Below are 23,509 nucleotides of genomic sequence, written 5' to 3'. Positions count from 1 at the left end.
GTAAAGAGGCGCTCTCATGAGCGCTTTTTTGGCTTTCCTCCAGTGAAATCCTTTGCTTGTCAGAGAAACTGATTTGCGTTAAGGTGAAGGAAGATTGCAAGAGTGTGCTTTCGAACCCGGTCTTCGGTTGATTCGGCTGAGGGATTCGAAAGCGTCTTCATCAGATGGATGCATGTGCAGGAGGTCGCGTACAAATGGAAGAACTGCTTTGGCCGCAAGGAGCGCCTTTCGCCACCGGAACGGGCGATGAGGACAAGCCCGCCGTCACTCCCTATTTGGCTTCTAACAAGGAGAGCAAGACGGCCGCAGTGGTCGTTTGTCCGGGAGGCGGCTATGAGATGCGCGCCGACCATGAAGGAGAGCCGATCGCCCTCTGGATGAACACGCTGGGCATCTCCGCCTTTGTTCTCCGGTATCGGGTAGCGCCGTATCGGAATCCCGTTCCGCTTACGGATGTGCAGCGAGCGATCCGTTATGTGCGGCATCGTGCGGACGAATGGAATATCGACCCGCAACGAGTCGGAGTCCTCGGCTTTTCCGCTGGCGGGCATTTGGCTGCAACTGCCGCCACCTTGTACGATCGGGGAGCAACCGACGCGGAGGATCCGGTGGATCGCCAGTCCAGCCGGCCTGATTTGGCCATTTTCTGTTATCCGGTGATCAGCATGAGGGAAGGCATCACCCATGAAGGCTCGCGCAACAATCTGCTCGGGCCGAATCCCGACGAAAGCCTGATCGCCCGTTTCAGCTGTGAGGAGAACGTCACGGCGGATACCCCGCCCACTTTTCTTTGGCATACCTCAGAAGATGGGCTCGTTAGCGCAATCAACAGCCTGCTGTTTGCCTCCGCCTTGAAACGGAACGGCATTTTCTTTGATCTTCACGTCTACGAGAAAGGGCATCACGGTCTCGGATTGGCGGAAGATAACGAGCATGCTCGAACCTGGACCGACCAGTGCGCAAGCTGGCTGAAGCAGAATGGATTTCGCGAGTAATGCATGATTAACGTTACCCGTGAGGACACAAAATGGCGTTGATTGGGATGGATACCGGCAGGCATCGCGTTGTCGAGTGGGGTCCATGCTGACGACCAGTCGAGCTATCGACATCGCCTTATTCGGTAAACAACAGTAGACAAACGGTACGTGAAGATCGAACAACAGGGCACACGCCCGTACCATGCGGCTTGAATCGGAATATGCTATAGGCAATGATACATTCCGATGGGAGAGCCACTATGATAACTGACGAAATGGTGCTACTCGTCCTCTTGTTGTTATTCCTGCTTCTGGTCATCGTTTTGTTCTTGCTGGGGTAAACCGTCAAGACCGGGCTCTTCGCTCTACCTAAAGAAGCCCGGTCTATCGCAATACATACCCAGGCAGCCGGTGGCTTAGACTCGCCGGTCAGGAAGGAGCGCAATTGTACCCATGAACACGAAAACCGATGCATACCTAGGCAATTACCAGGGAGAAAAGGCCGTTTGGCTGAAAGCCGACCACTATGAGGCCGTTCTCCTGCCAGAAATCGGCGGCAATCTTATCGCTTTCCGCGATACCGAGAAGAACTACCGCATTCTGCGTGAGCCCGCGGAGAACGAAATGGAGACCTTCAAGGCTAACCCGGGGGTGTATGGCATTCCCGTTTTGTTCCCGCCAAACCGTTATGAGGACGGCAAATTTCCTTGGAACGGCCGCGAATTGGATTTTCCGGTCAACGAAGAACGCACGAGCAACCATCTTCACGGGTTTTTGCATACCGCTGCATGGAATGTGGATCAGATGGGCGTCAATGGAGAGGAAAGCTTCGTCGTGGTTTCCCTCACGGTGGACGAGCAGCATCCGATCTACCGGTATCTTCCCTTCAGCTTTGTGTTCCAGCTCCGATATACGCTTCACCCTCAGCTCGGCCTGTCGCAGCATGTTCTGATCCGCAATAAAGGCGAGGAAACCATGCCATGCCTGCTGGCCTTCCATACGGCGGTTAACGCTCCCTTTGCCCCGGACAGCACATCTAAGGATTGCAAGGTGAAGCTGACGATCGGAGAGCGCTGGGAGCTGAGCGATCGGATGCTGCCGACCGGACGCTATCAGGAGCTCACTCTGGAAGAAGTCCTTCTTCGAGACGGGGGCGTCTATCCTTTCTTTGCTTCGCTGGACAATCATTACACGGCGAAGCCCCAAGGCGGTCGCAACCGCATGGAGCTGACGGACACCAAGGCCGGCGTAACCTTGGTTTATGACGTAGGTACTTCCTACAAGCAGTGGATGATCTGGAACAACGGAGGAGCGGAGGGCTTCTTCTGCCCCGAGCCGCAAATGAATCTTGTCAATGCTCCGAAGGTAGATCTGCCTGCCGACGAGATCGGCTTGATCGGTCTCGCCCCAGGCGAAATCTTCGAGGAGACGAGCCGCTTGTATCTCATCGGGTAATGCGGGTAAGAGTCGTCCGAATCGGGTAACAGTAAGGCGTGAATGAGAAAAGAATAGCGATTATCAAAGGGTTCTCGCCTTGGCGGGGGCTCTTTTTTTCATAAGAATATCCAATTCGGTTCATACTATTCGGAGCGTCCACAGCCACAAGGGGGGAGAAGGATGGGGAACTGGCTGGACATTGTATGGCGTTCACTGCTTGCAATCGTGATTCTGTTTGTGCTGACGCGCATTTTGGGAAAGAAGCAGATCTCTCAACTGACTCTTTTCGAATATGTGCTGGGGATTACCCTGGGAGAGCTTGCAGGCTTCATTTCGACCGATATGGAGGCGCATTTTTTTCACGGGGTTCTGGCGCTCTTGATCTGGTTTACGGTGCCGTTCCTGCTGGAATACGTAAGCATGCGCAACCGCAAGCTGAGAAATATCCTGGAGGGGACCATGACCGAGGTGATCCGGGACGGCAAAATCCTCGAAAAGAATTTGCGCAAGGAACGATTTTCGGCGGATGAGCTGATGGAGGAGCTGCGCAAGAAGGATGTCTTCGATGTGAATGAAGTGGAGTACGCGGTGTTGGAGGCAAGCGGGGATCTGAATGTTTTGCTCAAAAAAGAAAACCGACCGCTCACGGCGAAACTGCTGAACATCTCTCTTCCAATGGAGAAAAAACCCGAATCCCAGGTTGTTGTCATGGACGGCAAGCTGATTCCGGAGGCCCTGAGGCGTTCGGAGAAGTCTGAGCGCTGGCTGAGCAAGGAATTGGAGAAGCGCAAGCTGACGCTCGAAGAAGTTTATCTGGCCCAAGTCGATTCGGATGGCATGCTCTATTTGGACTTGTACGATGACAGCCGAGTCCTCCCTGCAGCCGCTGACCAAACCTTGCTTGCGACTCTCCTGCGCAAATGCCAGGCCGATCTGGAGTTGTACACCCTTACCGCCAAGACCGATATGGAACGGCAAGGCTATCAGCGCTGCTCCCACGACCTGTCGCAGGTTCTTCAGGAGCTCGCTCCTCTGATGAAGAAGCTTGAACCCGCTCAGAAAGGATGAATGGAATGGCTAATAAAAAGAAAACGACCCCTGTTCAAAAAAAATACCAGGAGCTGGCGAAAACCAAAGAGCCGCCGCGAACCCTTGTTCGCAACTCCATCATTGCGTTTGTGGTGGGCGGCTTGATCTGCGTATTGGGTGAGTTTCTGCGCAAGCTTTTTCAGGATTGGGGTTTCACCGAGAAGACGGCGGGAGATCCGACGGTGGCCGTCTTGATTCTCATCTCCTGTATCCTTACGGGGTGCGGAGTCTACGATAAAATCGCCCAGTGGGCGGGCGCCGGGACCGCTGTTCCGGTAACCGGCTTCGCCAATTCCATCTGTTCCGCAGCCATGGAGCACCGAAGCGAAGGGCTGGTCTATGGAATCGGCGGAAACATGTTCAAGGTAGCAGGAGCCGTCATCGTGTTTGGCACGGTCGCCGCCTTCTTCGTTGGGATCATACACGGATTGTTTTCGCTGGGGGGATAAAGATGCTGCAAGGCAAACAAAGCTGGCGGTTTGAACCTCCTCCGGTCGTTCTCGGCTATGCCTCCGTGGTAGGGCCGGAAGAGGGAAAGGGACCGCTTGCGTCGGATTTTGACCAGGTGCACGATGACTTGCGACTCGGACAAAAGAGCTGGGAGCTGGCGGAGCAGCAATTTCTGGAGCGGGCCGTCAACCGGGCCATCGAGAAATCGGGTGCGGACAAAAGCCGGATCGATTTCTATGTCGGCGGCGATTTGATGAACCAAATCACCAGCACGAGCTTCGTCGCCCGAACCGTCGGCATTCCGTATCTCGGCGTCTTCGGCGCCTGTTCAACCGCTATGGAGAGCGCAGCCGTCGCAGCGCAGCTCGTGAGCACCGGCGCGGCCAATCTTGCGATCGCCGCCACCGGCAGCCATAACTGCACCGCCGAGAAGCAGTTCCGGTATCCCACCGAGTACGGCTCCCAAAAGCCGCCGACCGCCCAATTTACCGTAACCGGAGGAGGTGCCGCCGTCATCGGCGCTGCCGGGAAGGGGCCGAAGGTGATGCGAGCGACCATCGGCAAAATCATCGACATGGGGATCAAGAATCCATTCAACATGGGGGCGGCCATGGCCCCCGCAGCGGTGGATACGATCGCCCAGCATCTAGAAGATTTCGCGCTGGAGCCTTCCTATTATGACTTAATTGTCACGGGAGATTTGGCTCAGATCGGCCATTCTCTGGCCCGCGATCTCTTCGCCGAAAGGCAGATCCCCATCGATCAGACGGTGTTCTCCGACTGCGGCTTGCTCATCTTCGACCGGGAGAGGCAGCAGGTTCAAGCAGGAGGAAGCGGCTGCGGCTGCTGTGCGACCGTAACGTACGGGCATCTGTTCAACCGGATGAGCCGGGGAGAGCTGAAGCGAGTTCTCGTGGTAGCGACGGGAGCGCTATTGTCGCCTCTGTCTTATCAGCAGGGGGAGAGCATTCCTTGTGTCGCTCACGCGGTGGCATTCGAAGCGGAAGGAGGAGAGAGGTAATGGATTATTTGTGGGCTTTTCTGGTCGGAGGAGCCATATGCTTGATTGGGCAGTTGATGATTGACGGGTTCAAGCTGACGCCTGCTCATACGATGGCGACTCTGGTTGTGATCGGAGCGATTGTCGATGGCATCGGATGGTACGATCCGTTGATCCGGTTTGCCGGGGCCGGGGCTACGGTCCCGATCACCAGCTTCGGCAACTCGCTCGTGCACGGCGCGTTGGTGGAATTCGACGAAAACGGTTGGATCGGCATACTAACCGGTATTTTCAAGGTAACGAGCGGAGGCATATCTGCGGCGATCATCTTCTCGTTTTTGACCGCCCTCGTATGCAAGCCCAAGGGCTAATGGCTTCTTCTGAATAAAACGGATGGGCTGCCTTCCTGCGGGATGGCAGTTTTTTGCATTCCGCCGTGCGATGCGATCGGAAACAATCTCCAAACATTTTTATAGGTGGCAACGGTGTACGAACACTCTCAAATCCTGTAAACTACTTGGTAGCGACAAAGTTTCGACAACAGCCTGTTTGAATTTTTCGTATCCGTTCTCATACAAAACCTATTGGAGGATTGCTCATGGAGGGAATACGCAAGGAAGAAACGTCATCAATCGAGCGATTGAAGCGCAATTTGGAATCCTGCATTCTCGGCAAGAGCGAAGAGATTGAGCTCCTGCTTACGGCATTCTTTTCCGGCGGACACGTCCTTCTGGAGGATGTTCCGGGAACCGGCAAGACCGTGCTCATCAAGGCGCTCGCCCGTTCCATTCACGGCCAATACCGACGCATCCAGTGCAACCCTGACCTTCTGCCCACTGATATAACGGGCGTTTCGATCTATCATCCGAAGCAGGAGGAGTTTATCTTCCGGCCAGGTCCTGTCATGACCCATATTCTGCTCACAGACGAAATCAACCGGGCGACAACCAAGACCCAAGCCGCTCTGCTCGAGGCGATGGAAGAAGGGTTTGTCACGGTGGACGGTGTTGCGCACGAGCTCCCGAAACCGTTTCTGCTCTTGGCGACTCAAAATCCAATCGATTTCGAGGGGACCTACGTTCTTCCGGAAGCTCAGCTCGACCGGTTTATGCTGAAATTCAGCCTTGGTTATCCCGATGAAGCGACAGAGTTCCGCATGCTCACTTCCCAAAGCAAGGTTCACCCGGTGGAGACGCTGGAGCCAGTCATGGAGGTAGAAGAGGTTCTCGCTCTTCAGGAGCGCGTTAATCAGGTTTACTTGGAGGAAGAGCTTGGCAAGTACACGATCGCCATCGTTCGCCGCACCCGTGAGCATCCTGCAATCTTCCTCGGTGCAAGCCCTCGGGCTACGTTGGCGCTCAGCCATGCAGCCAAGGCGCTCGCTTTCCTTCGCGGACGCGACTTTGTTCTGCCGGACGATATCAAGTTTCTCGCCCCTCATGTAATCGGTCATCGGCTTCTGCTTCATTCGGAGGCCCGGCTGGAAGGCTTGACCGTGGAAAGCGTCATGAACTCCGTGCTGGAACAGGTGAAGGTTCCCGTTCGGCTCCAGAGGTGATGAAAAGTTGAATCTGAGCTACCGGCGCGACGAGCCGAAGAAAGTTCGCTTCTCCCGACGTTATGGCCTCATTCTCGCCTTTTTTCTGATCAGTCTCTTGTTTCTGCTTTTTCAGGGCGGCAAATTTGCTTATATGGTCTTCATCATCGTCGCGATTCTATGCGTGTATATTATTCTCGGAAGGTGGAGCGGCATCGCGAAGGCGGAAGGAAAGCGCGGCGTCTCGGGCGCAAGCAAGGAGATGCTGAGCGCCGGGACATCGCTTGCCATCACGGTGGATGTTCACGTACCCGGCATCTGGCCGCTTCCTTACGTTGGCGTGAGGGATACCTTGCACCATCTTGGAGTAGGGAGCACGACATTTGAAACGACCTTAATTCCGGATTGGAAGCGAAACGGCCAGGTCAGCTACCGAACGCATCCGCTTCGCCGCGGGCACTACCGATTTGAACGGACGGAATGCACCACTGGCGACGTCTTCGGCGTCTTCGAGCATCGCGGCCGCATCGAGCTCCCCCATTCCTTTAGCGTACTTCCCGAGACGATTGCCATCTCGGAATGGAACGGTCTCAAGCAGATGATGCGAGGGGTGCAGCATCATTCCATCACGACCCGCGCCCAGCGGGAAACGACCCAGATCAACGGGGTGCGCGAATACAATTACGGCGATCGGCTGTCCCGCATTCACTGGAATGCGACCGCACGCACCGGAACGTGGAAGTCCAAGGAGTTCGAGAGGGAATCGGAGCTCAGCACCTTGATCATCCTCGATCGTCAAAGCGATCGGTACCCGGATAAGGAATCGTTCGAGCTGGCAGTCTCCACAGCCGCTTCTCTGCTCGAATTCGGTCAGAAGCGCAGGCTGTCTGTCGGGCTTTTGTCCGTCGGGAGAGAAGCCGCTCTATTCGAGCCGAAATCCGGTTCCCTTCACTTCAAGACTATGATGGACCATCTCATCGGGGTCGAAGCCGATGGAAGTTATCCGCTCGCCCGGATTCTGGAAGAGCATGGACGCAGCCTCGTACCGGGTATGCTCGCCGTTCTGGTCACTCCTGAGAAGAACGGGGGGGCATGGAAGGCTATGAACTGGATTCATCACAAGCAGTTGAACGGCTGCCAGATTCTTGCGGGCGCCGAAGCTGGACTTGACCACCAGCCCTGGGTTAAATTCATGCAGGCGCGGGGATTTCTTGCGTATCCCGTAGCCAGCCTGCAGGATCTGCCCGTCCAGTTGGGAGGGAGAGGGTAATGCGGCAAATGGAATGGAAGGCGTCGCGGCCCGCCAAAAGGTCGCTGCGCCGCGTAATCATCAGCGGGATTGCCGCGGATTGGCAGCGCATTTTTACCGCTTTGTTCAGCGGTATGTTTCTCATCTCGTTCATTCATTGGTTCGGCGAAGAGGACGGAGGGTTTTTGCCGAAAACGATCCTTCTCTTGTATTCAACGCTTGCCATCGTATTCCTGACCGAAGCGGCCCGGCTGAAAAACCGGTTTTTGCAGAGAGCTCTGCAGTTTCTTATCTTGCTTGTTTTCTATGCCATCTCACTCGATTACACACCCGTATGGGCGGAAACGGACAATACCCGGCAGTTGTTCCAGCTGTTCCTTTATAATGCGGAGCAGCTATTCCCTTACTTGTGGTTCGGTATCGGCGCGTGGATCATCTACTTGTTTACCATCTGGTGGATGGGGAACAAGAAGCGCATCGTCAGCGCGCTCATCGCAGGCGTTCTGGTTATGGCGCTTCGGGACTCGTTCAGCTTGGTGTATCTGTGGGATGAGGCAGCGTGGCTCATTCTCTGCGGCTTGTTTCTCCTCGTTGTCCGGCACTTCAGCAACCTGAAGGACAAGAGCCCAGAAGGCTGGGGATACATTGCCGATTATCCCATCTCCTTCATCACGCCGATCGTTCTGCTTCTGACGGTCACCGTTGGACTCAGCACGCTCGCGCCGGATGTGACCAATGTGCTCACCGACCCTTATACCCTCTACAAAAAATGGGAGGGGGAGCCGGTGACGGTTCCCGGTAAGCTCAAAGAGCTGACGAGTCCGATCCTTCCAAGCGTTAAAACCACCTCGGGCTACAGCCGCGACGATTCCGCTCTTGGCGGCGGATTCGAGTATGATTACGCGACCGTCTTCACCGTAGATACGACCTACCGCAGCTATTGGCGCGGAGAGACGAAGGATGTCTATACGGGGCAGGGCTGGAAGGACAGTGGCGGCGATCGGTCGAACGCAAGCGAAATCGGCGGGAAGAACGACTTGTTGAAGGCCGATTCGCGCCTTGACATCAGCAAACGGAAGACGATTGAAGTGAAGCAGACGGTGACGTTTTTGGATAAATCTCCGAAATATCCCGTGCTGTTCGGGGCTTTCGAGCTGAAAGCGTTGGAGAGCGTCGATGAAAAGGAAATCGGGTATAGTCCGGCGGTTTGGCAGCCGGGCTCGTCGGAGATGCATTGGGGAGAGGATGGAAGGCCCAAGACGTATACCATCCTCTCGGAAATGCCGGTGCTTGATGAAGCGGGACTTAAGGAAGCGCCAGCGGAGTATCCGGAGAAGAAGGAGCTCGACGAGTATCTTGAGCTGCCTGAGAGTGTGCCGGAACGCGTACGCCAATTGGCGGTGGAGCTTACAAAGGATGAGGTCAATCCCTACGCCAAAGCAAAAGCGATTGAACGGTATCTCCAGACGACCTTTCCTTACAACAACCAACCCGATGAAAGCAACAGCAGCAGCAAGGATTTCGTCGATCGCTTCCTATTTGAAACCAAGGAAGGCTATTGCGATTACTATTCGACCGCCATGGCTGTTCTGACGCGATCTATCGGTTTGCCTTCGCGCTGGGTCAAGGGCTATACATCTGGGTCAAGTCCCTTCGATGAAATGTCACCGCAGGAAATGATGAGCCGGATGGTCGATCGGGACCCGAATGGAGCGGGCCGATACACGGTGCACAATTCCAATGCTCACTCCTGGGTGGAAGTCTATTTCAGCGGATATGGCTGGATCCCCTTTGACCCGACTTCCGGTTTCTCGGTGCCGTATGCTGTCGATTCGACCCAAGCCGCGAATGATCCCGTAGTGGACGATACGCCGATCGATGAAACGACGACCAATCCGACGGAGCAAACGAATGGACATATCGGGCTTTGGATAACGAGCGCAACGATCCTATTGCTGGTTGCCGCTGCCGGCATTTGGTACTATGCCGGTTATCGGCGGGGACGCTGGATTCTGCGCAAGGGGAGCTTCTCCTCATTCCGCAATCGTGCGGAAACGAATTATAACCGCCAATTGATCAAAGAATTTGAGAAGCTGCTGCGTTATTTCCGCCGCCGTGGGTTCCCCGTACTCGATCATGAGACAGCCAGGGAAACCTTGAACCGGTGGAGGGTGAAGGACGCGTGGCTCTCGCAGGATTTCGACAAGCTGATCGCCCTGTTCGAGAAAGCCAAGTACAGCTCTCGAGTCGTCACCGAGGAAGAAGCGGCCCGAGCCGCAGGCATTGTTCGCAAGCTCCGCAAGGAGATGTAAGGGAGCATATCCCTGACCGGAATTCATTTCGCCGCTCGCTTCTGCGGGCGGTTTTTCCGTTCTGGGCGGTAAAAAGTTGATTTTGCGCTAAAATGGACTTGTATGGTATAGTTTGGTGTACTATGAAGCATTTGAGGTGAACGGATTGCTGAACAAGCTGATTCCCCGGCAGCAGATTGCAACCATTTATGAGCTGGTTTTAACCGAGCTGTGGGAGCAAGGAATCCGGGGAATCATTACGGATTTGGATAATACTTTAGTGAGCGCAAGGACTCCGCTGGCGACGCCGGAGCTGATCAAATGGCTGAGCGAGCTTCAGGATCTTGGCTTCAAGGTCGTCGTGCTCTCCAATAATGGGGAGGCGAGGGTGAGCAAGTTTGCCACTCCGCTCGGCATTCCCTTCGTATATGGCGCTCGCAAGCCGCGTAGCGCCGCTTTTCATCGCGCACTCTCTCTTCTCGATCTGGAACCGGAGCAGGTGCTCGTGCTGGGAGACCAGATGCTGACGGATGTACTGGGAGGCAATCGTCTCGGCCTTTACACCGTGCTCGTTCAACCGATCGCTTTGCAGGAAGAAGGCTTCTTCACGCGAGTGAACCGCCAGATCGAGAAGCTCGTCCGGCTCTTAAACAAAAACACATGAGGAGAGCTCGCCCGTATGCTGGGCTCTCCCAGGAGGACTGACAGATGAATTCGCGTGAAGACGTTTCACCCGTACGGCAGGAGAATGAGCCGCTTAAATGCGAAGGCTGCGGAGTTAAGCTGCAGACCGAGGATCCGGCTAAGCTTGGGTTTGTGCCAGAGCAGGCGCTTCGGAAGGAGCCGGTGATCTGTCAGCGCTGCTTCCGCATCAAGCATTACAATGATTTGTCCGGAGCGACCCTTAACCAGGACGACTTCCTGAACATACTCAGCGGCATTGCCAATACGAGCAGCCTGGTCGTGCACATCGTCGATTTGTTTGACTTCGAAGGAAGCCTGATCCCCGGTCTGCAGCGTTTTATCGGCAACAATCCGGTGCTGCTTGCCGTCAACAAGACGGATCTTCTTCCAAAAGCGACCAATCCGAACCGTATCCTGAACTGGGCGCAGAGGCAGGCGAAGGAGTTCGGGTTGAAGACGGTTGATATCGTGCTGGTCAGCGCCAAGAAGAACACGGGCTTTGATCAGCTGCTTGAACGGATGGACGCTCACCGCAAAGGACGGGACGTCTATGTGGTAGGTGCGACCAATGTGGGCAAGTCTACCCTGATCAACCGTCTCATCCGGGATTACAGCGATTTGAATGCGGAATTGACCACCTCGCCTTATCCCGGGACGACGCTCGATCTCGTCCGCATCCCGCTCGATTACGGCAAGGCGATCATCGATACGCCGGGGATCGTTTACCAACATCGGGTAACGGAGCTTGTGAACAAAAAGGAGCTGCCGGTCATTTTGCCGAATGCGGCATTGAAGCCGATGGTATACCAATTGAACGAAGAACAGACGCTGTTTTTCGGGGCGCTAGCCCGCATGGATTTCGTTCGGGGAGACCGTCAATCCTTCACCTGTTACGTCTCAGATGCGCTTAAGCTGCATCGGACCAAGCTGGAGAGGGCGGACGAGCTCTATGCCGAGCATAAAGGAACACTACTGCAGCCTCCCGCTCTCGAACACTTGGAGGAGCTGCCTCCTCTGGTCAAGCATGCGGTGCGGATTCAAAGGGGAAGCAAAACCGATGTGCTGATCTCGGGGCTTGGCTGGATCACCGCCAATGGAGAATCCGGCGCCGAGCTCGTGATATGGGCGCCGAAGGGCGTTAAGGTCGCGCAGCGGCCCGCTTTAATCTAGTACGCTGCCAACATAAAAAGCATGGCTTACATCCAAGGGGGAATGACTGTTGACGAAGGAGCCACGACCGATTGATTCTCGTTCCGTTCTTTATGGCGTATTCGGCGACCCGGTGGCACATTCGCAGTCTCCGCGGATGCTGAACCGGGCTTTTGCCGAGACGGGATTGGCCGCTGTCTATACGGCGTTTCATGTCACTCCAGCACAGCTGCCGGATGCCGTGAAGGGCATTCGCGCGCTTGGCATTCGTGGAGTGAATGTCACGATTCCGCATAAAGTGGACGTGATGGAGCATTTGGATGCCGTGGACGAGAGTGCTCGCCTGATCGGTGCGGTCAATACCATCGTGAACGATGGAGGCCGTCTGACGGGCTATAATACAGACGGGATCGGGTATGTCCGGTCTCTAAAGGAAGAGACCGGCTTCGATCCTGCCGGCAAACGGGTTGTGGTACTCGGTGCCGGTGGGGCTGCACGTGGGATCGTATGGGCCTTGCACCGCGAGGGGACAGCGGAGATCATCATCGTCAACCGTACGGCGGAACGCGCGGTTGAACTTGCAGCGGCTTTTCCAGATCCCGCACGTTTGAAGGGAACGGGTCTAGAGGGAGCCGAGGAAGCGCTCTGCGAGGCCGATCTCGTTGTGAATACGACAAGAGCAGGCATGCATCCCTATGTAGGCGAAAGTCCATTACCTCCGGAGCTGCTGAATCCAAGGCTCCTCGTAAGCGACATTGTCTACAATCCGCGCAAAACGCTGTTTCTCGCGGAGGCGGAGAAGAAGGGCTGCGCCATTCACGGCGGCCTCGGCATGTTCATCCATCAGGGCGCTTACGCCTTTGAGCTGTGGACCGGCCAACCGGCGCCTGTCGATGCGATGCGCGAGGAAGTGGAGTCGGCGCTCGCCGCAAAAACCGATGTTATTTCAAAAGAATAGAGGGTAAAATTATGTTAACCGGTAAACAAAAGCGCCATCTGCGCTCGCTCGCCCATCATCTCACTCCGATTTTTCAAGTCGGGAAGGGCGGCGTAAACGATCATTTGATTCGTCATATTGATGAAGCCTTGGAGGTCCGGGAGCTGATCAAGGTGTCGATCCTGAACAACAATTCCGACGATGCCCGCGAGGTAGCGGAAGAGCTGGCGAGCGGAGCGGAAGCCGAGCTTGTGCAGGTGATCGGCAAGACCATCGTCCTCTACAAAGAATCCCGGGAGAACAAGACCATTGAGCTGCCGTAAATCGGGAGGGACTCTGGCATGAAGATCGGCATCATGGGAGGGACCTTCGACCCTATCCATCTCGGACATCTTCTTGCGGCGGAACGAGTCGGAGAAGCTTGCTCGCTGGACGAAGTCTGGCTCATGCCGGCAAGTATCCCTCCGCATAAGCTTCATGCTCCCCTCGCATCAGCCGAGCATCGGCTTGAAATGGTGAAACGAGCGGCAGACAACAATCCCCGCTTTCGTGTCATGGACTACGAGCTGGTCAAAGGCGGCACTTCCTATACGGTGGATACGGTCACGGAATTGATGCAGCTTTATCCCGGTACGGAGTTTTCCTACATCATGGGGGCGGACATGATCATGTATTTGCCCAAATGGCATCGCATCGGGGATTTAGCTAAGCTCGTCCAATTCATCGGGGTGGCGAGACCCGGTTTTGTCCTGCGTGTGGATGAACTCGAGCCGATGCTGCAGGAGCGGATCACCATCGTGCCTATGCCGCAAATGGATATTTCCTCAACGGATATCCGCGAGCGGATACGGGAGGGCTTATCCGTTCGCTATCTCGTCAGCGCTCCGGTGCTGGATTACATGGAGGTGAACCGTCTTTATGAGACGTGAAGAACTGATGGAAGCGGTCCGTCGGGAGCTGCCGGCGAAACGCTGGCAACATACGCTCGGCGTCATGCAATCGGCGAAGGAGCTGGCGAAGAAGAATGGGGCCGACCCAGACAAGGCGGAGCTCGCCGGATTGCTGCACGATTATTGCAAATATTGGCCGACGGAACGGCAGCGGCTCGTCGTGTTGGAGAGCGAGCTTTCGAACGAGCTGCTGCAGTACGACAAGCCGCTTTGGCATGCTCCAGTGGGAGCTTATGTGGTGAGCAAGGAGTTCGGGATCGAGGACGAGGATGTGCTGAACGCCATCCGCTATCATACCTCGGGCCGAGTGGGCATGACCATGCTGGAAAAGGTCGTTTGCCTGGCCGATTACATCGAACCGGGCCGGGATTATCCCGAGGTGGTCGCCATCCGTAAGCTCGCGGAGACGAGTGTGGAGAAAGCGCTTGTCGCCGGTTTCGATTCCACCATGCGCTATTTGTTAACCAAGGGAGAGAAAATCTACCCACTCACTTTGCTATCGAGAAACGCCCTGATCGACGAGATCCGGGACAGGAGGGACAACCGATGAACGAACAACAACTGCTGGATCTCGTATGGGATGCCGCGGACAGCAAGAAAGCGATGGACCTGATCGCCCTCGATCTCCGAGGGGTTTCACTCATTGCGGATTACTTTGTCATCTGCCACGGGAATTCGGAGACGCAGGTACAAGCCATTGCAACGGAAATCCGTAAGAAAGCCGAAGCGTCCGGCGTACGGGTGCGCGGCCTTGAAGGCATGGACAAAGCCCGCTGGGTGCTGATCGACCTGGGAGATGTAGTCGCCCATGTCTTTCATCGCGACGAGCGGGATTATTACCGGCTCGAAAAGCTTTGGTCCGACGCTAAAGCGGTGGAGCGGGTATGACCATAGAAGCGGGGCAGGTTCTCACGCTGCGCGTTGCCAAGGAAGTACCGCCTTACGGTTATTTTGTCACGGACGGAACCCGTGAGGTGCTCCTGCACTATACGGAGAAGACAAGAGACATCAAGCCGGGTGAGTCGGTGAAGGTGTTCCTCTATTATGATACCGAGGACCGCCTCTCCGCGACCATGAAGGAGCCTCTCATTCGTTTGAATGAGGTGGCGCTTCTCACGGTTGTGGACATCCATCCTCGCATCGGCACCTTCCTGGATATGGGGCTCGGACGCAATCTGCTGCTGCCTTTTTCGGAGCAGCCAGAGCTTGTGGAGCTGCGCCCACTCAAAGGCGACCGAGTATGGGTCGTGCTGGCGCATGATCGGCAAGGCCGGTTGGTTGCCAAGCTGGCCGGGGAAAAGGAGCTGATCCCGCTGTCCATTCCCGCGCCGACCTCCTGGTTGAACAAATGGTTGGACGCGCGGGTGTATAAACCGCTGCAGATGGGAACCTTCGTCGTGATCGATGGCGGGGTTGCGGGCTTTGGAGCGATCGGGATGATTCATACCAGCGAACGGACTCGGATGCTGCGGGTGGGTGAAGCCGTTAAGGTCCGCCCCGTATTCATTCGCGAGGATGGCCGGGCGAATGTGTCCATGCGCGAATCCAAGGAAAAAGGCCGCGAAGAGGATTCCACCAAGGTGCTGGAGCTGTTGAAGGCGCGTCCGGGCGGAGCGATGCCCTATTCGGACAGCACGCAGGCGGATATCATCATGACCAAGTTCGGAATCAGCAAGGGAGCCTTCAAGCGAGCGCTCGGCAAGCTCATGAAGGATGGCCTAATCGAACAGCGCGAGAACTGGACGTACCTGACCGCAGCCGGGAAAAAGCTTGTGGAGAGCGAGACTCGGCAGGAGTAATCTCGTCGGAGGAATAGGCGCGGGCGTTCGTTAAGCCGTGCTGATGAGCGACTAGCTGTCATGCGGAACATGTGCGTTTGCTGATTACGGCGAAAAAGGAACGGAGCGCGGATGTGGCGAAGACCGTTCTTTTTCGTGTTTGCATACGATTGGAGGGAGACGCCGGGTGGCGTATGGACATTTTGCTTCGGTATATGACCGGCTTATGGAAGACATGCCTTACAGCGACTGGCTGGCCTTCGTAGAGGAGTGCTGGAGGCTGTACGGGATTCAACCCTCGCAAGTAGTCGATCTCGGCTGCGGGACGGGGACGCTCTCTCTACCGCTTGCGGAGCGCGGCTATCCGGTTACAGGGATCGACCTGTCCGCCGACATGCTGGCAATGGCACGGCGGAAGGCCGAGAGCAAAGGACTGGCCGGGATTACCTGGCTCGAACAGGACATGCGCGAATGGGAGCTGCCGGGTAAGGTCGATGCCGTGCTCTCTCTCTGCGACTGCTTGAATTACTTGACCGAAGAGGATGGCATCGCCGCTGCTTTTCGGGCGACCTGGGAAGGGCTTGCTCCGGGTGGCTTGTTCATCTTTGATGTGAACACGGAGCATCGCTACCGCATTTATGCGGAGGAACAGCCCTTTCTCCTCAACGAGGAGGATGTCGCTTATCTCTGGTATTGCGACCTGGAAGAAGAGACGATGACGATCACGCATGATCTGACGATCTTCGCCCAAGAGGAGAAGAGCGATCGGTTCATCCGGATTGAGGAGACCCATGAGCAGCGGGCTTATCCCTTGGATTGGCTGCGATTGGAGCTGCTCAAAGCCGGCTTCAGCCGAGTCGATCTCTATTCCGATTTCACCTGGAACCCGGTGAGTCAGGAGACGGAAAGAGCTTTTTTCGTCGCGTTCAAAGGGGACCCGGCGAGAGTCTAAATCGAGCCACAGATTTCAAACCAGCTTCGAGAAACGGATGAAGTCGGTTCGCTGTGATAATATCCGGTTCTATGGGATGCGGTGATCCGTGAAGCCTGTGAGAAGGCTAGCACTGTCAGCATTAAGGATAATTGATGTGCAGAGCAGGAGGGATTCACATGGCGAGCGATCAAGCAGAACTGCGTAAGCGGCACAGGGTGCCCTGCGCGGTTCATTTGTTTTTATGGCGCGGAGAAGAGATTCTTCTGTTACGAAGATTTCAAACCGGCTACGAGGATGGCAACTACAGCGTAGTCGCAGGGCATTTGGATGGTGAGGAAGAGGTGAAGGCCGCAATGATCCGTGAAGCCTGGGAAGAGGCCGGCATTGTCATTGAACCGGATAACCTCGAAGTAGCAGGTGTGATGCACCGGAGATCGGATGAAGAGCGGATCGATTTCTTCTTGAACTGTTCGAGCTGGAAGGGCGAAATTCAGAATAAAGAGCCAGACAAATGCGATGAATTGCGCTGGGTACATAAAGACGAATTACCGCCGAATGTCATCCCGTACGTCCGAAAGGCTCTTGATAATACGCTGAGCGGAAAATGGTTTACCAGCTTCGGTTGGAACAAAGAGTGAACGGAACGGTCCAAACGGTACGCCCAGCTGATTAGTAGCGTTATAAGTGGAACAGGGCATCGCATCGTGGCTGAGAACTGCATGTCAAAATGGCTAATCAAAGCTTAGCGCCCCTAACATATGGAAAATGCTTTACAACGACACTCCTGTCATTTATTATAATGACATGAGTGTCATTTTATAGGTGCGGGGTGAGTACCATGTCTCCAAAAATAACGGAGGAGCGCCGTGAGGACAAACGTCAGCTGATTCTGCAAGCGGCGCAGAAGGTGTTCGGTCGAGTGGGGTACCGAGCGGCAACGATGAAGGATGTGGTGGAAGAATCCGGCTTAAGCCGGGGCGGTGTCTATCTTTACTTCGGCAGTACAGAGGAGATGCTGCACGCAATCCTGGATCAGATCGACGAGCGGGATGAGCGCTTCTTCGAGCAGGCGATCGCGGGGGGCGGGGCGGCTTGGCAGGCGATTGAGCAGCTGCTTGGGCAGATGGGAGCTTCTGAGGTTGAAGATTCCTTAACCATAGCCTTGATGGAGTATTACCTGGATAAAGGTAGGAATGAAGAAAAGCGAAGGGTGCAGGAGAAGCGATATGAACGGGTTGTTGCATTTGTTTCCGCCTTTTTGAATAAAGGAGTCGAGCGTGGAGAGTTCCAGCCCTTGCTGCCTGTGGATACGATCGCCCGGATGATTGTCAGTGTCAGCGAAGGCGTGCATATCGACAGTCTGATTATTGGAACAGGCCCTCTGAAGGTATCCGAGCAAGCGGCAGGGTTCAGTATGATGCTCCATCACCTGCTCCAAGTGAAGAATAGGGAGGAAGAGTAATCCATGAGAGACTTATTCCGCAATCGCTTGTTTGTTCGCCTGTTCGCCGCTTCCTTCGCTTCCCAGCTCAGCACGATCATCGGAACGATGGCCTTCGCCTTCTATCTGCTGGATCATTTTGCCTCACAGCCCCGCTATGCTTCTCTGGCGGAGCTGATGTATTCGCTGCCTACACTCTTGGTATTCTTTCTCGTCGGGGTATTGGCGGATCGCTTCGACCGGCAGCGGATTGCGGCCAACAGCAACTGGATTCGCCTTGGGCTGACCGCCGTTCTGATCGGAGCTATCCTCGTCGGTGTTTTGCCGCTTATCTTCGTGATTCTGTTTCTGCGCAGTGCGGTTGCGAAGTTTTATGCACCTGCGGAAACCGCTCTGCTTCAAGGGATTTTGGAGGAAAAGCAATATGTCACGGCCTCAGGATTAAACCAGATGCTCTTCGGGGTGTTCATGCTCTTCGGAGTCGGTCTCGGCGCAGTCGCCTATACGACGATCGGGATCTACGGAGCGGTCGGCATCGATGCTGCAGGGTTTCTCATTGCGGGCCTCCTGCTTGAGACCTGTGCGTTTCCGGCAGCCGTCAAGCAACCGGGAGGCCCGGCCGTATGGCGGGAGCTCGGAATAAAGAGCGTTCTGCTGGACTTTCGGGCGGGGCTTGCGTATGTGCTTCGCAACAAGCTTCTGCTGTCCCTCATCGGCGGATTCTTCCTCTTCGGGTTTATGAACGGAGGGTTCGCGGTTCTACCCATGTTCACGATGAAATACAAGCTCGCTGGCGATGCTTATAAAACCTTCTCGTCGCTCTTCGCCGTCTTTCTCGGGATCGGGCTCTTGATCGGAAGCGCACTTGCTCCCATGGTCGTAAAACGGTTTAAACCGCATTGGACGATGATCGTAGCGCTATTCTTCACCGGAGGGTTCATCATCGTCCTCAGCTTTATCGACAATCCTTGGTTGTATCTCAGCCTCGTCCTGCTGCTGGGGCTCATCATCGCTCCGATCAATGTGGCCATCGGCGGTTGGATTCCGAGCATCGTCGAGCCCACCATGATGGGCAGGGTGACCGCTTGGAACGATCCGGTGCTCATGCTCGGCCAATCGATTACGCTCGGTTTGATTTCGCTGCTGTATCCGGGAACCGTCTCGCTGCAGTTCATCTACTTGCTGTTAGCCGGATTCATTCTCGCCGCATTCGTATGGTTTGCTTTGACCTTGCCTCGCTTATCCCGACAAGCGGAAGCCGCTGCTGCCGAGTAAGCTGTAGATTATCAAGATCCTCTAACGATTCAAATCATTCGAATCATCCGAGCAGCCTCAAAGCCAGTCCTTCTTATCCGTAAACCAGATGTCGCGGAACCGGACCCAGCCCAGGGATTCCAGGGAGACTCCGCGAATGGACGGATGAAAGGCGGTTTTGAGGCTTTTTCGATAGAGAAACAAAAGGGTGTGGCTTTGGTCCAGAAGCTCCTCGATCTCCAGAAAGAGATCAATGCGGATCTCCGGGTCCACCTCGCAGCGAATCTCGTTCATCAAACTTGTCATTTCTCGTCCGAGCTCGTGATCCGCATGCTGGCGGATGCTTGTGAACAGGTCGATCAGCCGGAGTTCTCGTTGTTCATCCAGGGTTACGGCAAACAAGAGAAGATCGGCGGTGAGCCGTTTCTCGCTATTGAAATCTTCTGCTGAAAGCAACTCTAGCTCTATGGAAACGCCGACTTCGGCGCAAACCTCACGGATGAGCTTGGCGTCCTTCTCATATTCCGGAATCGTGATCAGCTTCAGCGGGGGCAGGCCAGGTTCCATACCGAGCTTCGGGTCCTCCGAGCCACATGCATTCCCTTCCTCCCGACAAACGGCATTCGCTTCCCCGATGGTTCGCACCGGCCAGAAGCTGTCCACGCTGTCCACGACGTCACCCGAGAGCCGTTCGAGCAGCAGCTCCCGGTTCAGCAGCCGGTTGAATGCGGCGCGGAGCACCGGATCCGTCAGGACACCTTCCGGCTTGTGCGGCACCGTCAGAAACTTGCAGGTCATGCCGGTTTGGCGGATTTCCTGCCAGCTTCCGGCTTCTCTCTCGGGCAGGCGGACATTGTGCATGAGCTGAAAGGAAGGCGCCGGTACCGACTGGAGTCGCAGCTTTTCTTCCGAGAAGGTCCAGACTTCGATCCGATCCAAGAACCCCCTCCCCTGAAAATAATCCTCGAATGCCACCAGGCTCCAGACATCCCCATATCGCTCGGCAAGCCGGTACGGTCCTGTTCCGGTCGGATGCTGACCGAATTGGTCTCCGAGCTCCTCGCATAGATCCTTTGGTACAAGCGAAGCACGGCTGCTGGCAAGAAAAGCGGGAAACAGCTCGTTCGGCCGATCCAGCTTGATTCGCACGGTATATTCATCGGGCGTTTCCATCTTTTCGATCCCGCGATAAACCCAGCTGAATAACCCGTGGGGAGCGAGGCGGATGAGTCTATCCAGCGTATAGCGGACATCCTCGGACGTGAGCTCCCGGCCATGCTGAAACCGAATGCCTTTGCGCAGGTAAAAGGTCCACTGGGTCCGCCCGGAATCCGCCTCCCAAGCGTGAGCTGCATGAGGGTGTAGGCCGCCCTTGCTGTCCGAGCGAACGAGCCCGTCGAACAGCTGTTGAACCAGATGGGACTCTCCCGAGAAGAGAATCTTCGCCGGGTCGAGCGTATGGATGATTTGCGGCAGCGGGAAACGCAGCATGTCGGAGCGGCGGTGTCCGTCCCGCACGGTTTGGACGCCAAACTGCCGAGCCAGCCATTCCTGGGTGAGGGACCCCGGCCCCATCTCTGTGGAGCGGAGCAGCTCCAACGCCGCCTGCATATTGTTCTTTTCCACCAGTTCCTCGGCTTCTTCCAGAATGACCCGTTGAAGCGGAACGGTAAAGACGAGCTCCGACCGGTTCGCCCGCCCTCTCTTTGGCACCCAGCTCAGCCAGCCTTCCTCCTGCATCCTCTGCAGGAGAGTGATCATCGTACGCGGGGTGCATTGCAGCATTTCCGCCAGCTCTGCCGTGGTAATTTCCAGCGGAGTATGCTCCGGAACCGATTGAAAACGGCTTCGAAGCTCTCCGAATTGCTTGCGCAGCTTCATGGGACGGGTTACACGCTCCTTTAAATCATTAATATGAAATTTCCAGTTTAAAACTTGCACTTTTTCTTCTTATTTTTGAGGATACAATGAAAAGAGAGAGGACACAACGATCAAATTCGGTTAAGGAGGGTGCATCCCTTGAACGATCTATCCTTGCACAAAGAAGAAGCCCCGCTCTGGGGTCTGCTTGTCCTGCTGTTTGGAGCTTTGATCCAATACCTGTTAGTCGACCAAACCTTAGGCGCATCGGTGCCGGTTATGGTTACCTCTTACTACGGATTGTTTCTTTGCTTCAGCAAGGGAAAGACCGAACGAGGAGAGCCGCTTAAGAGCCATCCAATTCTGCTCTATGCGCCGCTGATCTTCGTGGCCTTGCTGACATTGCCTTACCTGTTTTATGACAACGAGTTGTTCCGGGTGCTCAATGTTCCCGCACTCTCCGTGCTTCTCGTGCTACACCCGATTCTTATGAGGCAGGGAACAGCCCCGCGCAGAGAAACCGGCGGCTGGATCGGAGCGATTGCCTATGCGGGCGTTGGCGCTCCCTTGGAGCGGCTTCCGGTTCCGTTCCGGCTCCTATCGGACCGCCTGAAGGTCAAGAAGCTGGATAGTCCAACCGCGAAGCGGCTGCGCCCTGTCGCACTTGGAATCCTCATGGCCTTGCCGGTTCTGTTCATCTCGCTCCTGTTGCTGGCTTCTGCTGACCGTATTTTTCTCTCCTGGATCAGCTGGATTCCAGACACCTTGCAAAAGATCTCGATAGGCGAAGGGATTGCCCGGCTTCTATTCGCTTTGGTCATCGCTCTATATACGTTCTGCTTTTTATGGGCGCTTGTTGTGGATCGGTTGGGTGATTCGCATAATCGAATGGATCGAGAGCTCCAAACGGTACATAGCGGGGAGCTGTCCGCAGATCCGCTTAAACCAAGACCAGGGGCACGGCTGTCCGAGCCGTTCCGGCTCGATCCGCTGGCCGCAGCTACTTTCCTGGTGTGCATGAACGCTTTGTATGTGCTGTTTGCCTTCGTCCAGTTCACCTACCTGTTTGGAGCGGCGCAAGGGCTGCTTCCGGACGGCGTCAATTATGCGGATTATGCCCGGCAGGGCTTCGCTCAGCTGGTGCTGGTAGCTCTGATCAACCTGGGCATTCTGTTGATCGGCCTTCACGTAGTTCGCCCGGGAAGCGCGGGTCTCGATCGGCTGCGCAAGGTGCTGCTCAGTTTGCTCGTGGGCTGTACCCTCGTCATGCTCGGCTCTGCCTATACACGCTTGTCCCTTTATGAGGATGCTTATGGATATACGCTTCTCCGACTGCTGGTTCACGGCTTTATGCTCTATCTGGGAGCTCTGCTCATCACCGCACTTGTGAGAATCTGGCGGGAGAGCTTTTCGCTTCCGAAGCTGTTCTTCGCGATTTCGCTAGTCGCGTACATCCTAATGAACTATGCCAATCTGGATGCTCTCATCGCGAAGAACAACTGCGATCGGTATGAACGCACCGGAAAGATCGATGTATCTTATCTCGGAACCTTATCCTCCGATGCCTATCCTGCGCTTTCCCGATTTCAAGAGAAGCATCCCGATGTAGAGGGCCTGCTCCAAACCGTAACCGAAATGAAGCATGAGGCCCGCGCTTCGAATCAGCAAGGCTGGCAGTCGTGGAATCTGGCCAATTGGCGCGCGGCGAAGGAGTGAGCCGATGAACGTGGAACGCAAGAAGTACCAAGCGATTCTGTTCGATTCCGGTCGAGTCCTGAACGAACCCGCATCCGGCCACTGGCATATTCCGCCACGGTTTTTCGAATTCGTGAACAAGCCGCTCTTTCTATCGATATCCGCCAGTAGACGAAAGGAAGCGTTTCGGCAAGCTTATGCTTACCTAGATCAGCATCTTTTGATCCGAACAGAGGCGGAGGAATTTGCTTATTCGGTTCAATTTTACCGCTTGCTCGCCAATCGGCTCCCGGAGCTGGAGCTAGGTGAAGCGGCCATTAATGCCATTGCCTACGATCTGGTCAACAATTCTCATAAATACCGGTTTTACCCGGAGGTCCTAACCTGGATTCCCCGCTTGAGCACGCAGGTTAAGCTTGCAGTCGTATCCGACGCCTGGCCCTCTCTGGAGAGGGTGTATGAGGAAGCCGGGCTGCGGCCCTATTTCTCCTCCTTCATCATCTCGTCGCAGCTAGGGACCGCGAAGCCCGATCCGGCTATGTACTGCGCAGCTCTAGAGGAACTGGGAGTTCCCGCCGAGCTCGCTCTTTTCGTGGATGATCATCCGGGCAACTGCGAGGGAGCGGAGAAGCTGGGCATTCCGGCGCTCGTGCTCAATCGGGATATTCGAACGTACCGGGCGAATCGTCTGCTTCACTGGCGAAAAAAATGCACGTACATTCGCAGCATTGCGGAGATGAACAAACGATTCTTGCAGATGGAAAACAGCTAGTGCGCTGTCAGCTTAAAAAGGGAGG

Annotated in this window: 24 protein-coding genes; 23 read left to right on the top strand and 1 reads right to left on the bottom strand. The window is 55.4% G+C overall.

Features of this window, described 5'->3' with window-relative positions; translation table 11 throughout:
- Positions 1-194 precede the first annotated feature (194 nt).
- The 21 genes from BN2684_RS09780 (at position 195) to BN2684_RS09680 (ending at position 19,178) form a co-directional block, all read left to right on the top strand.
- On the top strand, positions 195-995 hold the full coding sequence (locus tag BN2684_RS09780) for an alpha/beta hydrolase (protein WP_058301988.1): 801 nt from the start codon (positions 195-197) through the stop codon (positions 993-995).
- A gap of 435 nt (positions 996-1,430) precedes the next feature.
- The gene (locus tag BN2684_RS09775) at positions 1,431-2,432 is read left to right on the top strand and encodes an aldose 1-epimerase (protein ID WP_058301987.1); all 1,002 of its coding nucleotides are present in this window, start codon (positions 1,431-1,433) and stop codon (positions 2,430-2,432) included.
- Positions 2,433-2,594: 162 nt separating this feature from the next.
- Positions 2,595-3,482, top strand: a complete 888-nt coding sequence (locus BN2684_RS09770) for a DUF421 domain-containing protein (RefSeq protein WP_058301986.1) — start codon at positions 2,595-2,597, stop codon at positions 3,480-3,482.
- A 5-nt stretch (positions 3,483-3,487) separates the two neighbouring features.
- Positions 3,488-3,952: a stage V sporulation protein AC gene (gene spoVAC / locus BN2684_RS09765; RefSeq protein WP_058301985.1), complete on the top strand. Its 465-nt coding sequence runs from the start codon at positions 3,488-3,490 to the stop codon at positions 3,950-3,952.
- Between the two features lie 2 nt (positions 3,953-3,954).
- Complete coding sequence (spoVAD, locus tag BN2684_RS09760; protein ID WP_058301984.1) at positions 3,955-4,974, top strand: stage V sporulation protein AD; 1,020 nt, start codon at positions 3,955-3,957, stop codon at positions 4,972-4,974.
- A complete protein-coding gene (gene spoVAE / locus BN2684_RS09755; protein ID WP_058301983.1) occupies positions 4,974-5,324 on the top strand; it encodes a stage V sporulation protein AE in 351 nt (116 codons plus the stop codon). Before spoVAD ends, spoVAE begins: the two co-directional genes overlap by 1 nt.
- A gap of 227 nt (positions 5,325-5,551) precedes the next feature.
- Positions 5,552-6,511: an AAA family ATPase gene (locus tag BN2684_RS09750; RefSeq protein WP_058301982.1), complete on the top strand. Its 960-nt coding sequence runs from the start codon at positions 5,552-5,554 to the stop codon at positions 6,509-6,511.
- Positions 6,512-6,518: 7 nt separating this feature from the next.
- Positions 6,519-7,760 carry a DUF58 domain-containing protein gene (locus BN2684_RS09745; RefSeq protein WP_058301981.1) on the top strand — a complete coding sequence of 414 codons (1,242 nt, stop codon included), beginning with the start codon at positions 6,519-6,521 and terminating at the stop codon, positions 7,758-7,760.
- Positions 7,760-10,051, top strand: a complete 2,292-nt coding sequence (locus BN2684_RS09740; protein ID WP_058301980.1) for a DUF4129 domain-containing transglutaminase family protein — start codon at positions 7,760-7,762, stop codon at positions 10,049-10,051. The genes BN2684_RS09745 and BN2684_RS09740 overlap by 1 nt, the downstream gene beginning before the upstream one ends.
- 145 nt (positions 10,052-10,196) lie before the next feature.
- The gene (locus tag BN2684_RS09735; protein WP_058302522.1) at positions 10,197-10,694 is read left to right on the top strand and encodes a YqeG family HAD IIIA-type phosphatase; all 498 of its coding nucleotides are present in this window, start codon (positions 10,197-10,199) and stop codon (positions 10,692-10,694) included.
- A gap of 44 nt (positions 10,695-10,738) precedes the next feature.
- A complete protein-coding gene (gene yqeH / locus BN2684_RS09730) occupies positions 10,739-11,884 on the top strand; it encodes a ribosome biogenesis GTPase YqeH (RefSeq protein ID WP_058301979.1) in 1,146 nt (381 codons plus the stop codon).
- A gap of 49 nt (positions 11,885-11,933) precedes the next feature.
- Positions 11,934-12,821, top strand: coding sequence for a shikimate dehydrogenase (locus tag BN2684_RS09725; protein ID WP_058301978.1), 888 nt, complete (start codon positions 11,934-11,936; stop codon positions 12,819-12,821).
- A gap of 11 nt (positions 12,822-12,832) precedes the next feature.
- Positions 12,833-13,123 carry a ribosome assembly RNA-binding protein YhbY gene (gene yhbY, locus BN2684_RS09720; RefSeq protein ID WP_058301977.1) on the top strand — a complete coding sequence of 97 codons (291 nt, stop codon included), beginning with the start codon at positions 12,833-12,835 and terminating at the stop codon, positions 13,121-13,123.
- An 18-nt stretch (positions 13,124-13,141) separates the two neighbouring features.
- Positions 13,142-13,729 carry a nicotinate-nucleotide adenylyltransferase gene (locus BN2684_RS09715; RefSeq protein ID WP_058301976.1) on the top strand — a complete coding sequence of 196 codons (588 nt, stop codon included), beginning with the start codon at positions 13,142-13,144 and terminating at the stop codon, positions 13,727-13,729.
- On the top strand, positions 13,719-14,300 hold the full coding sequence (gene yqeK / locus BN2684_RS09710; protein WP_058301975.1) for a bis(5'-nucleosyl)-tetraphosphatase (symmetrical) YqeK: 582 nt from the start codon (positions 13,719-13,721) through the stop codon (positions 14,298-14,300). The genes BN2684_RS09715 and yqeK overlap by 11 nt, the downstream gene beginning before the upstream one ends.
- Positions 14,297-14,638, top strand: coding sequence for a ribosome silencing factor (rsfS, locus tag BN2684_RS09705; protein ID WP_058301974.1), 342 nt, complete (start codon positions 14,297-14,299; stop codon positions 14,636-14,638). The genes yqeK and rsfS overlap by 4 nt, the downstream gene beginning before the upstream one ends.
- The gene (locus BN2684_RS09700) at positions 14,635-15,549 is read left to right on the top strand and encodes a CvfB family protein (protein WP_058301973.1); all 915 of its coding nucleotides are present in this window, start codon (positions 14,635-14,637) and stop codon (positions 15,547-15,549) included. Before rsfS ends, BN2684_RS09700 begins: the two co-directional genes overlap by 4 nt.
- A 166-nt stretch (positions 15,550-15,715) precedes the next feature.
- Positions 15,716-16,480, top strand: a complete 765-nt coding sequence (locus BN2684_RS09695) for a class I SAM-dependent DNA methyltransferase (RefSeq protein ID WP_058301972.1) — start codon at positions 15,716-15,718, stop codon at positions 16,478-16,480.
- Between the two features lie 158 nt (positions 16,481-16,638).
- On the top strand, positions 16,639-17,100 hold the full coding sequence (locus BN2684_RS09690; protein ID WP_058301971.1) for an NUDIX hydrolase: 462 nt from the start codon (positions 16,639-16,641) through the stop codon (positions 17,098-17,100).
- A 200-nt stretch (positions 17,101-17,300) separates the two neighbouring features.
- Positions 17,301-17,924: a TetR/AcrR family transcriptional regulator gene (locus tag BN2684_RS09685; RefSeq protein WP_058301970.1), complete on the top strand. Its 624-nt coding sequence runs from the start codon at positions 17,301-17,303 to the stop codon at positions 17,922-17,924.
- A gap of 3 nt (positions 17,925-17,927) precedes the next feature.
- A complete protein-coding gene (locus BN2684_RS09680) occupies positions 17,928-19,178 on the top strand; it encodes an MFS transporter (RefSeq protein WP_058301969.1) in 1,251 nt (416 codons plus the stop codon).
- Positions 19,179-19,235: 57 nt separating this feature from the next.
- Here the strand turns inward: BN2684_RS09680 and BN2684_RS09675 are convergent, their stop codons facing one another.
- The gene (locus BN2684_RS09675) at positions 19,236-21,038 is read right to left on the bottom strand and encodes an ABC transporter substrate-binding protein (RefSeq protein ID WP_058301968.1); all 1,803 of its coding nucleotides are present in this window, start codon (positions 21,036-21,038) and stop codon (positions 19,236-19,238) included.
- A 138-nt stretch (positions 21,039-21,176) separates the two neighbouring features.
- On the opposite strand from BN2684_RS09675, the gene BN2684_RS09670 reads away from it, so the two are divergent.
- Positions 21,177-22,733 (top strand): DUF4153 domain-containing protein, encoded by a 1,557-nt coding sequence (locus BN2684_RS09670; protein WP_058301967.1) that lies wholly within the window; start codon positions 21,177-21,179, stop codon positions 22,731-22,733.
- Between the two features lie 4 nt (positions 22,734-22,737).
- Entirely contained in the window at positions 22,738-23,484 is a 747-nt protein-coding gene (locus tag BN2684_RS09665) for an HAD family hydrolase (protein WP_058301966.1), read from the top strand.
- The last annotated feature ends 25 nt before the right edge of the window (positions 23,485-23,509 follow it).

Origin of the sequence: Gorillibacterium timonense (assembly GCF_001457415.1) — a bacterium.
GTDB lineage: Bacteria > Bacillota > Bacilli > Paenibacillales > NBRC-103111 > Gorillibacterium > Gorillibacterium timonense.
This window is presented reverse-complemented; position numbering and strand designations above follow the sequence as displayed.

Bases quoted from the DNA above. Each gene is read 5' to 3' on its own strand.
- BN2684_RS09700 (WP_058301973.1), top strand. From the start codon at position 14,635: ATGACCATAGAAGCGGGGCAGGTTCTCACGCTGCGCGTTGCCAAGGAA.
- BN2684_RS09665 (WP_058301966.1), top strand. From the start codon at position 22,738: ATGAACGTGGAACGCAAGAAGTACCAAGCGATTCTGTTCGATTCCGGT.
- BN2684_RS09680 (WP_058301969.1), top strand. From the start codon at position 17,928: ATGAGAGACTTATTCCGCAATCGCTTGTTTGTTCGCCTGTTCGCCGCT.
- BN2684_RS09770 (WP_058301986.1), top strand. From the start codon at position 2,595: ATGGGGAACTGGCTGGACATTGTATGGCGTTCACTGCTTGCAATCGTG.
- BN2684_RS09775 (WP_058301987.1), top strand. From the start codon at position 1,431: ATGAACACGAAAACCGATGCATACCTAGGCAATTACCAGGGAGAAAAG.
- spoVAE (WP_058301983.1), top strand. From the start codon at position 4,974: ATGGATTATTTGTGGGCTTTTCTGGTCGGAGGAGCCATATGCTTGATT.
- yqeK (WP_058301975.1), top strand. From the start codon at position 13,719: ATGAGACGTGAAGAACTGATGGAAGCGGTCCGTCGGGAGCTGCCGGCG.
- BN2684_RS09740 (WP_058301980.1), top strand. From the start codon at position 7,760: ATGCGGCAAATGGAATGGAAGGCGTCGCGGCCCGCCAAAAGGTCGCTG.
- BN2684_RS09685 (WP_058301970.1), top strand. From the start codon at position 17,301: ATGTCTCCAAAAATAACGGAGGAGCGCCGTGAGGACAAACGTCAGCTG.
- spoVAD (WP_058301984.1), top strand. From the start codon at position 3,955: ATGCTGCAAGGCAAACAAAGCTGGCGGTTTGAACCTCCTCCGGTCGTT.
- rsfS (WP_058301974.1), top strand. From the start codon at position 14,297: ATGAACGAACAACAACTGCTGGATCTCGTATGGGATGCCGCGGACAGC.
- BN2684_RS09750 (WP_058301982.1), top strand. From the start codon at position 5,552: ATGGAGGGAATACGCAAGGAAGAAACGTCATCAATCGAGCGATTGAAG.
- BN2684_RS09690 (WP_058301971.1), top strand. From the start codon at position 16,639: ATGGCGAGCGATCAAGCAGAACTGCGTAAGCGGCACAGGGTGCCCTGC.
- yhbY (WP_058301977.1), top strand. From the start codon at position 12,833: ATGTTAACCGGTAAACAAAAGCGCCATCTGCGCTCGCTCGCCCATCAT.
- BN2684_RS09780 (WP_058301988.1), top strand. From the start codon at position 195: ATGGAAGAACTGCTTTGGCCGCAAGGAGCGCCTTTCGCCACCGGAACG.
- yqeH (WP_058301979.1), top strand. From the start codon at position 10,739: ATGAATTCGCGTGAAGACGTTTCACCCGTACGGCAGGAGAATGAGCCG.
- spoVAC (WP_058301985.1), top strand. From the start codon at position 3,488: ATGGCTAATAAAAAGAAAACGACCCCTGTTCAAAAAAAATACCAGGAG.
- BN2684_RS09715 (WP_058301976.1), top strand. From the start codon at position 13,142: ATGAAGATCGGCATCATGGGAGGGACCTTCGACCCTATCCATCTCGGA.
- BN2684_RS09675 (WP_058301968.1), bottom strand. From the start codon at position 21,038: ATGAAGCTGCGCAAGCAATTCGGAGAGCTTCGAAGCCGTTTTCAATCG.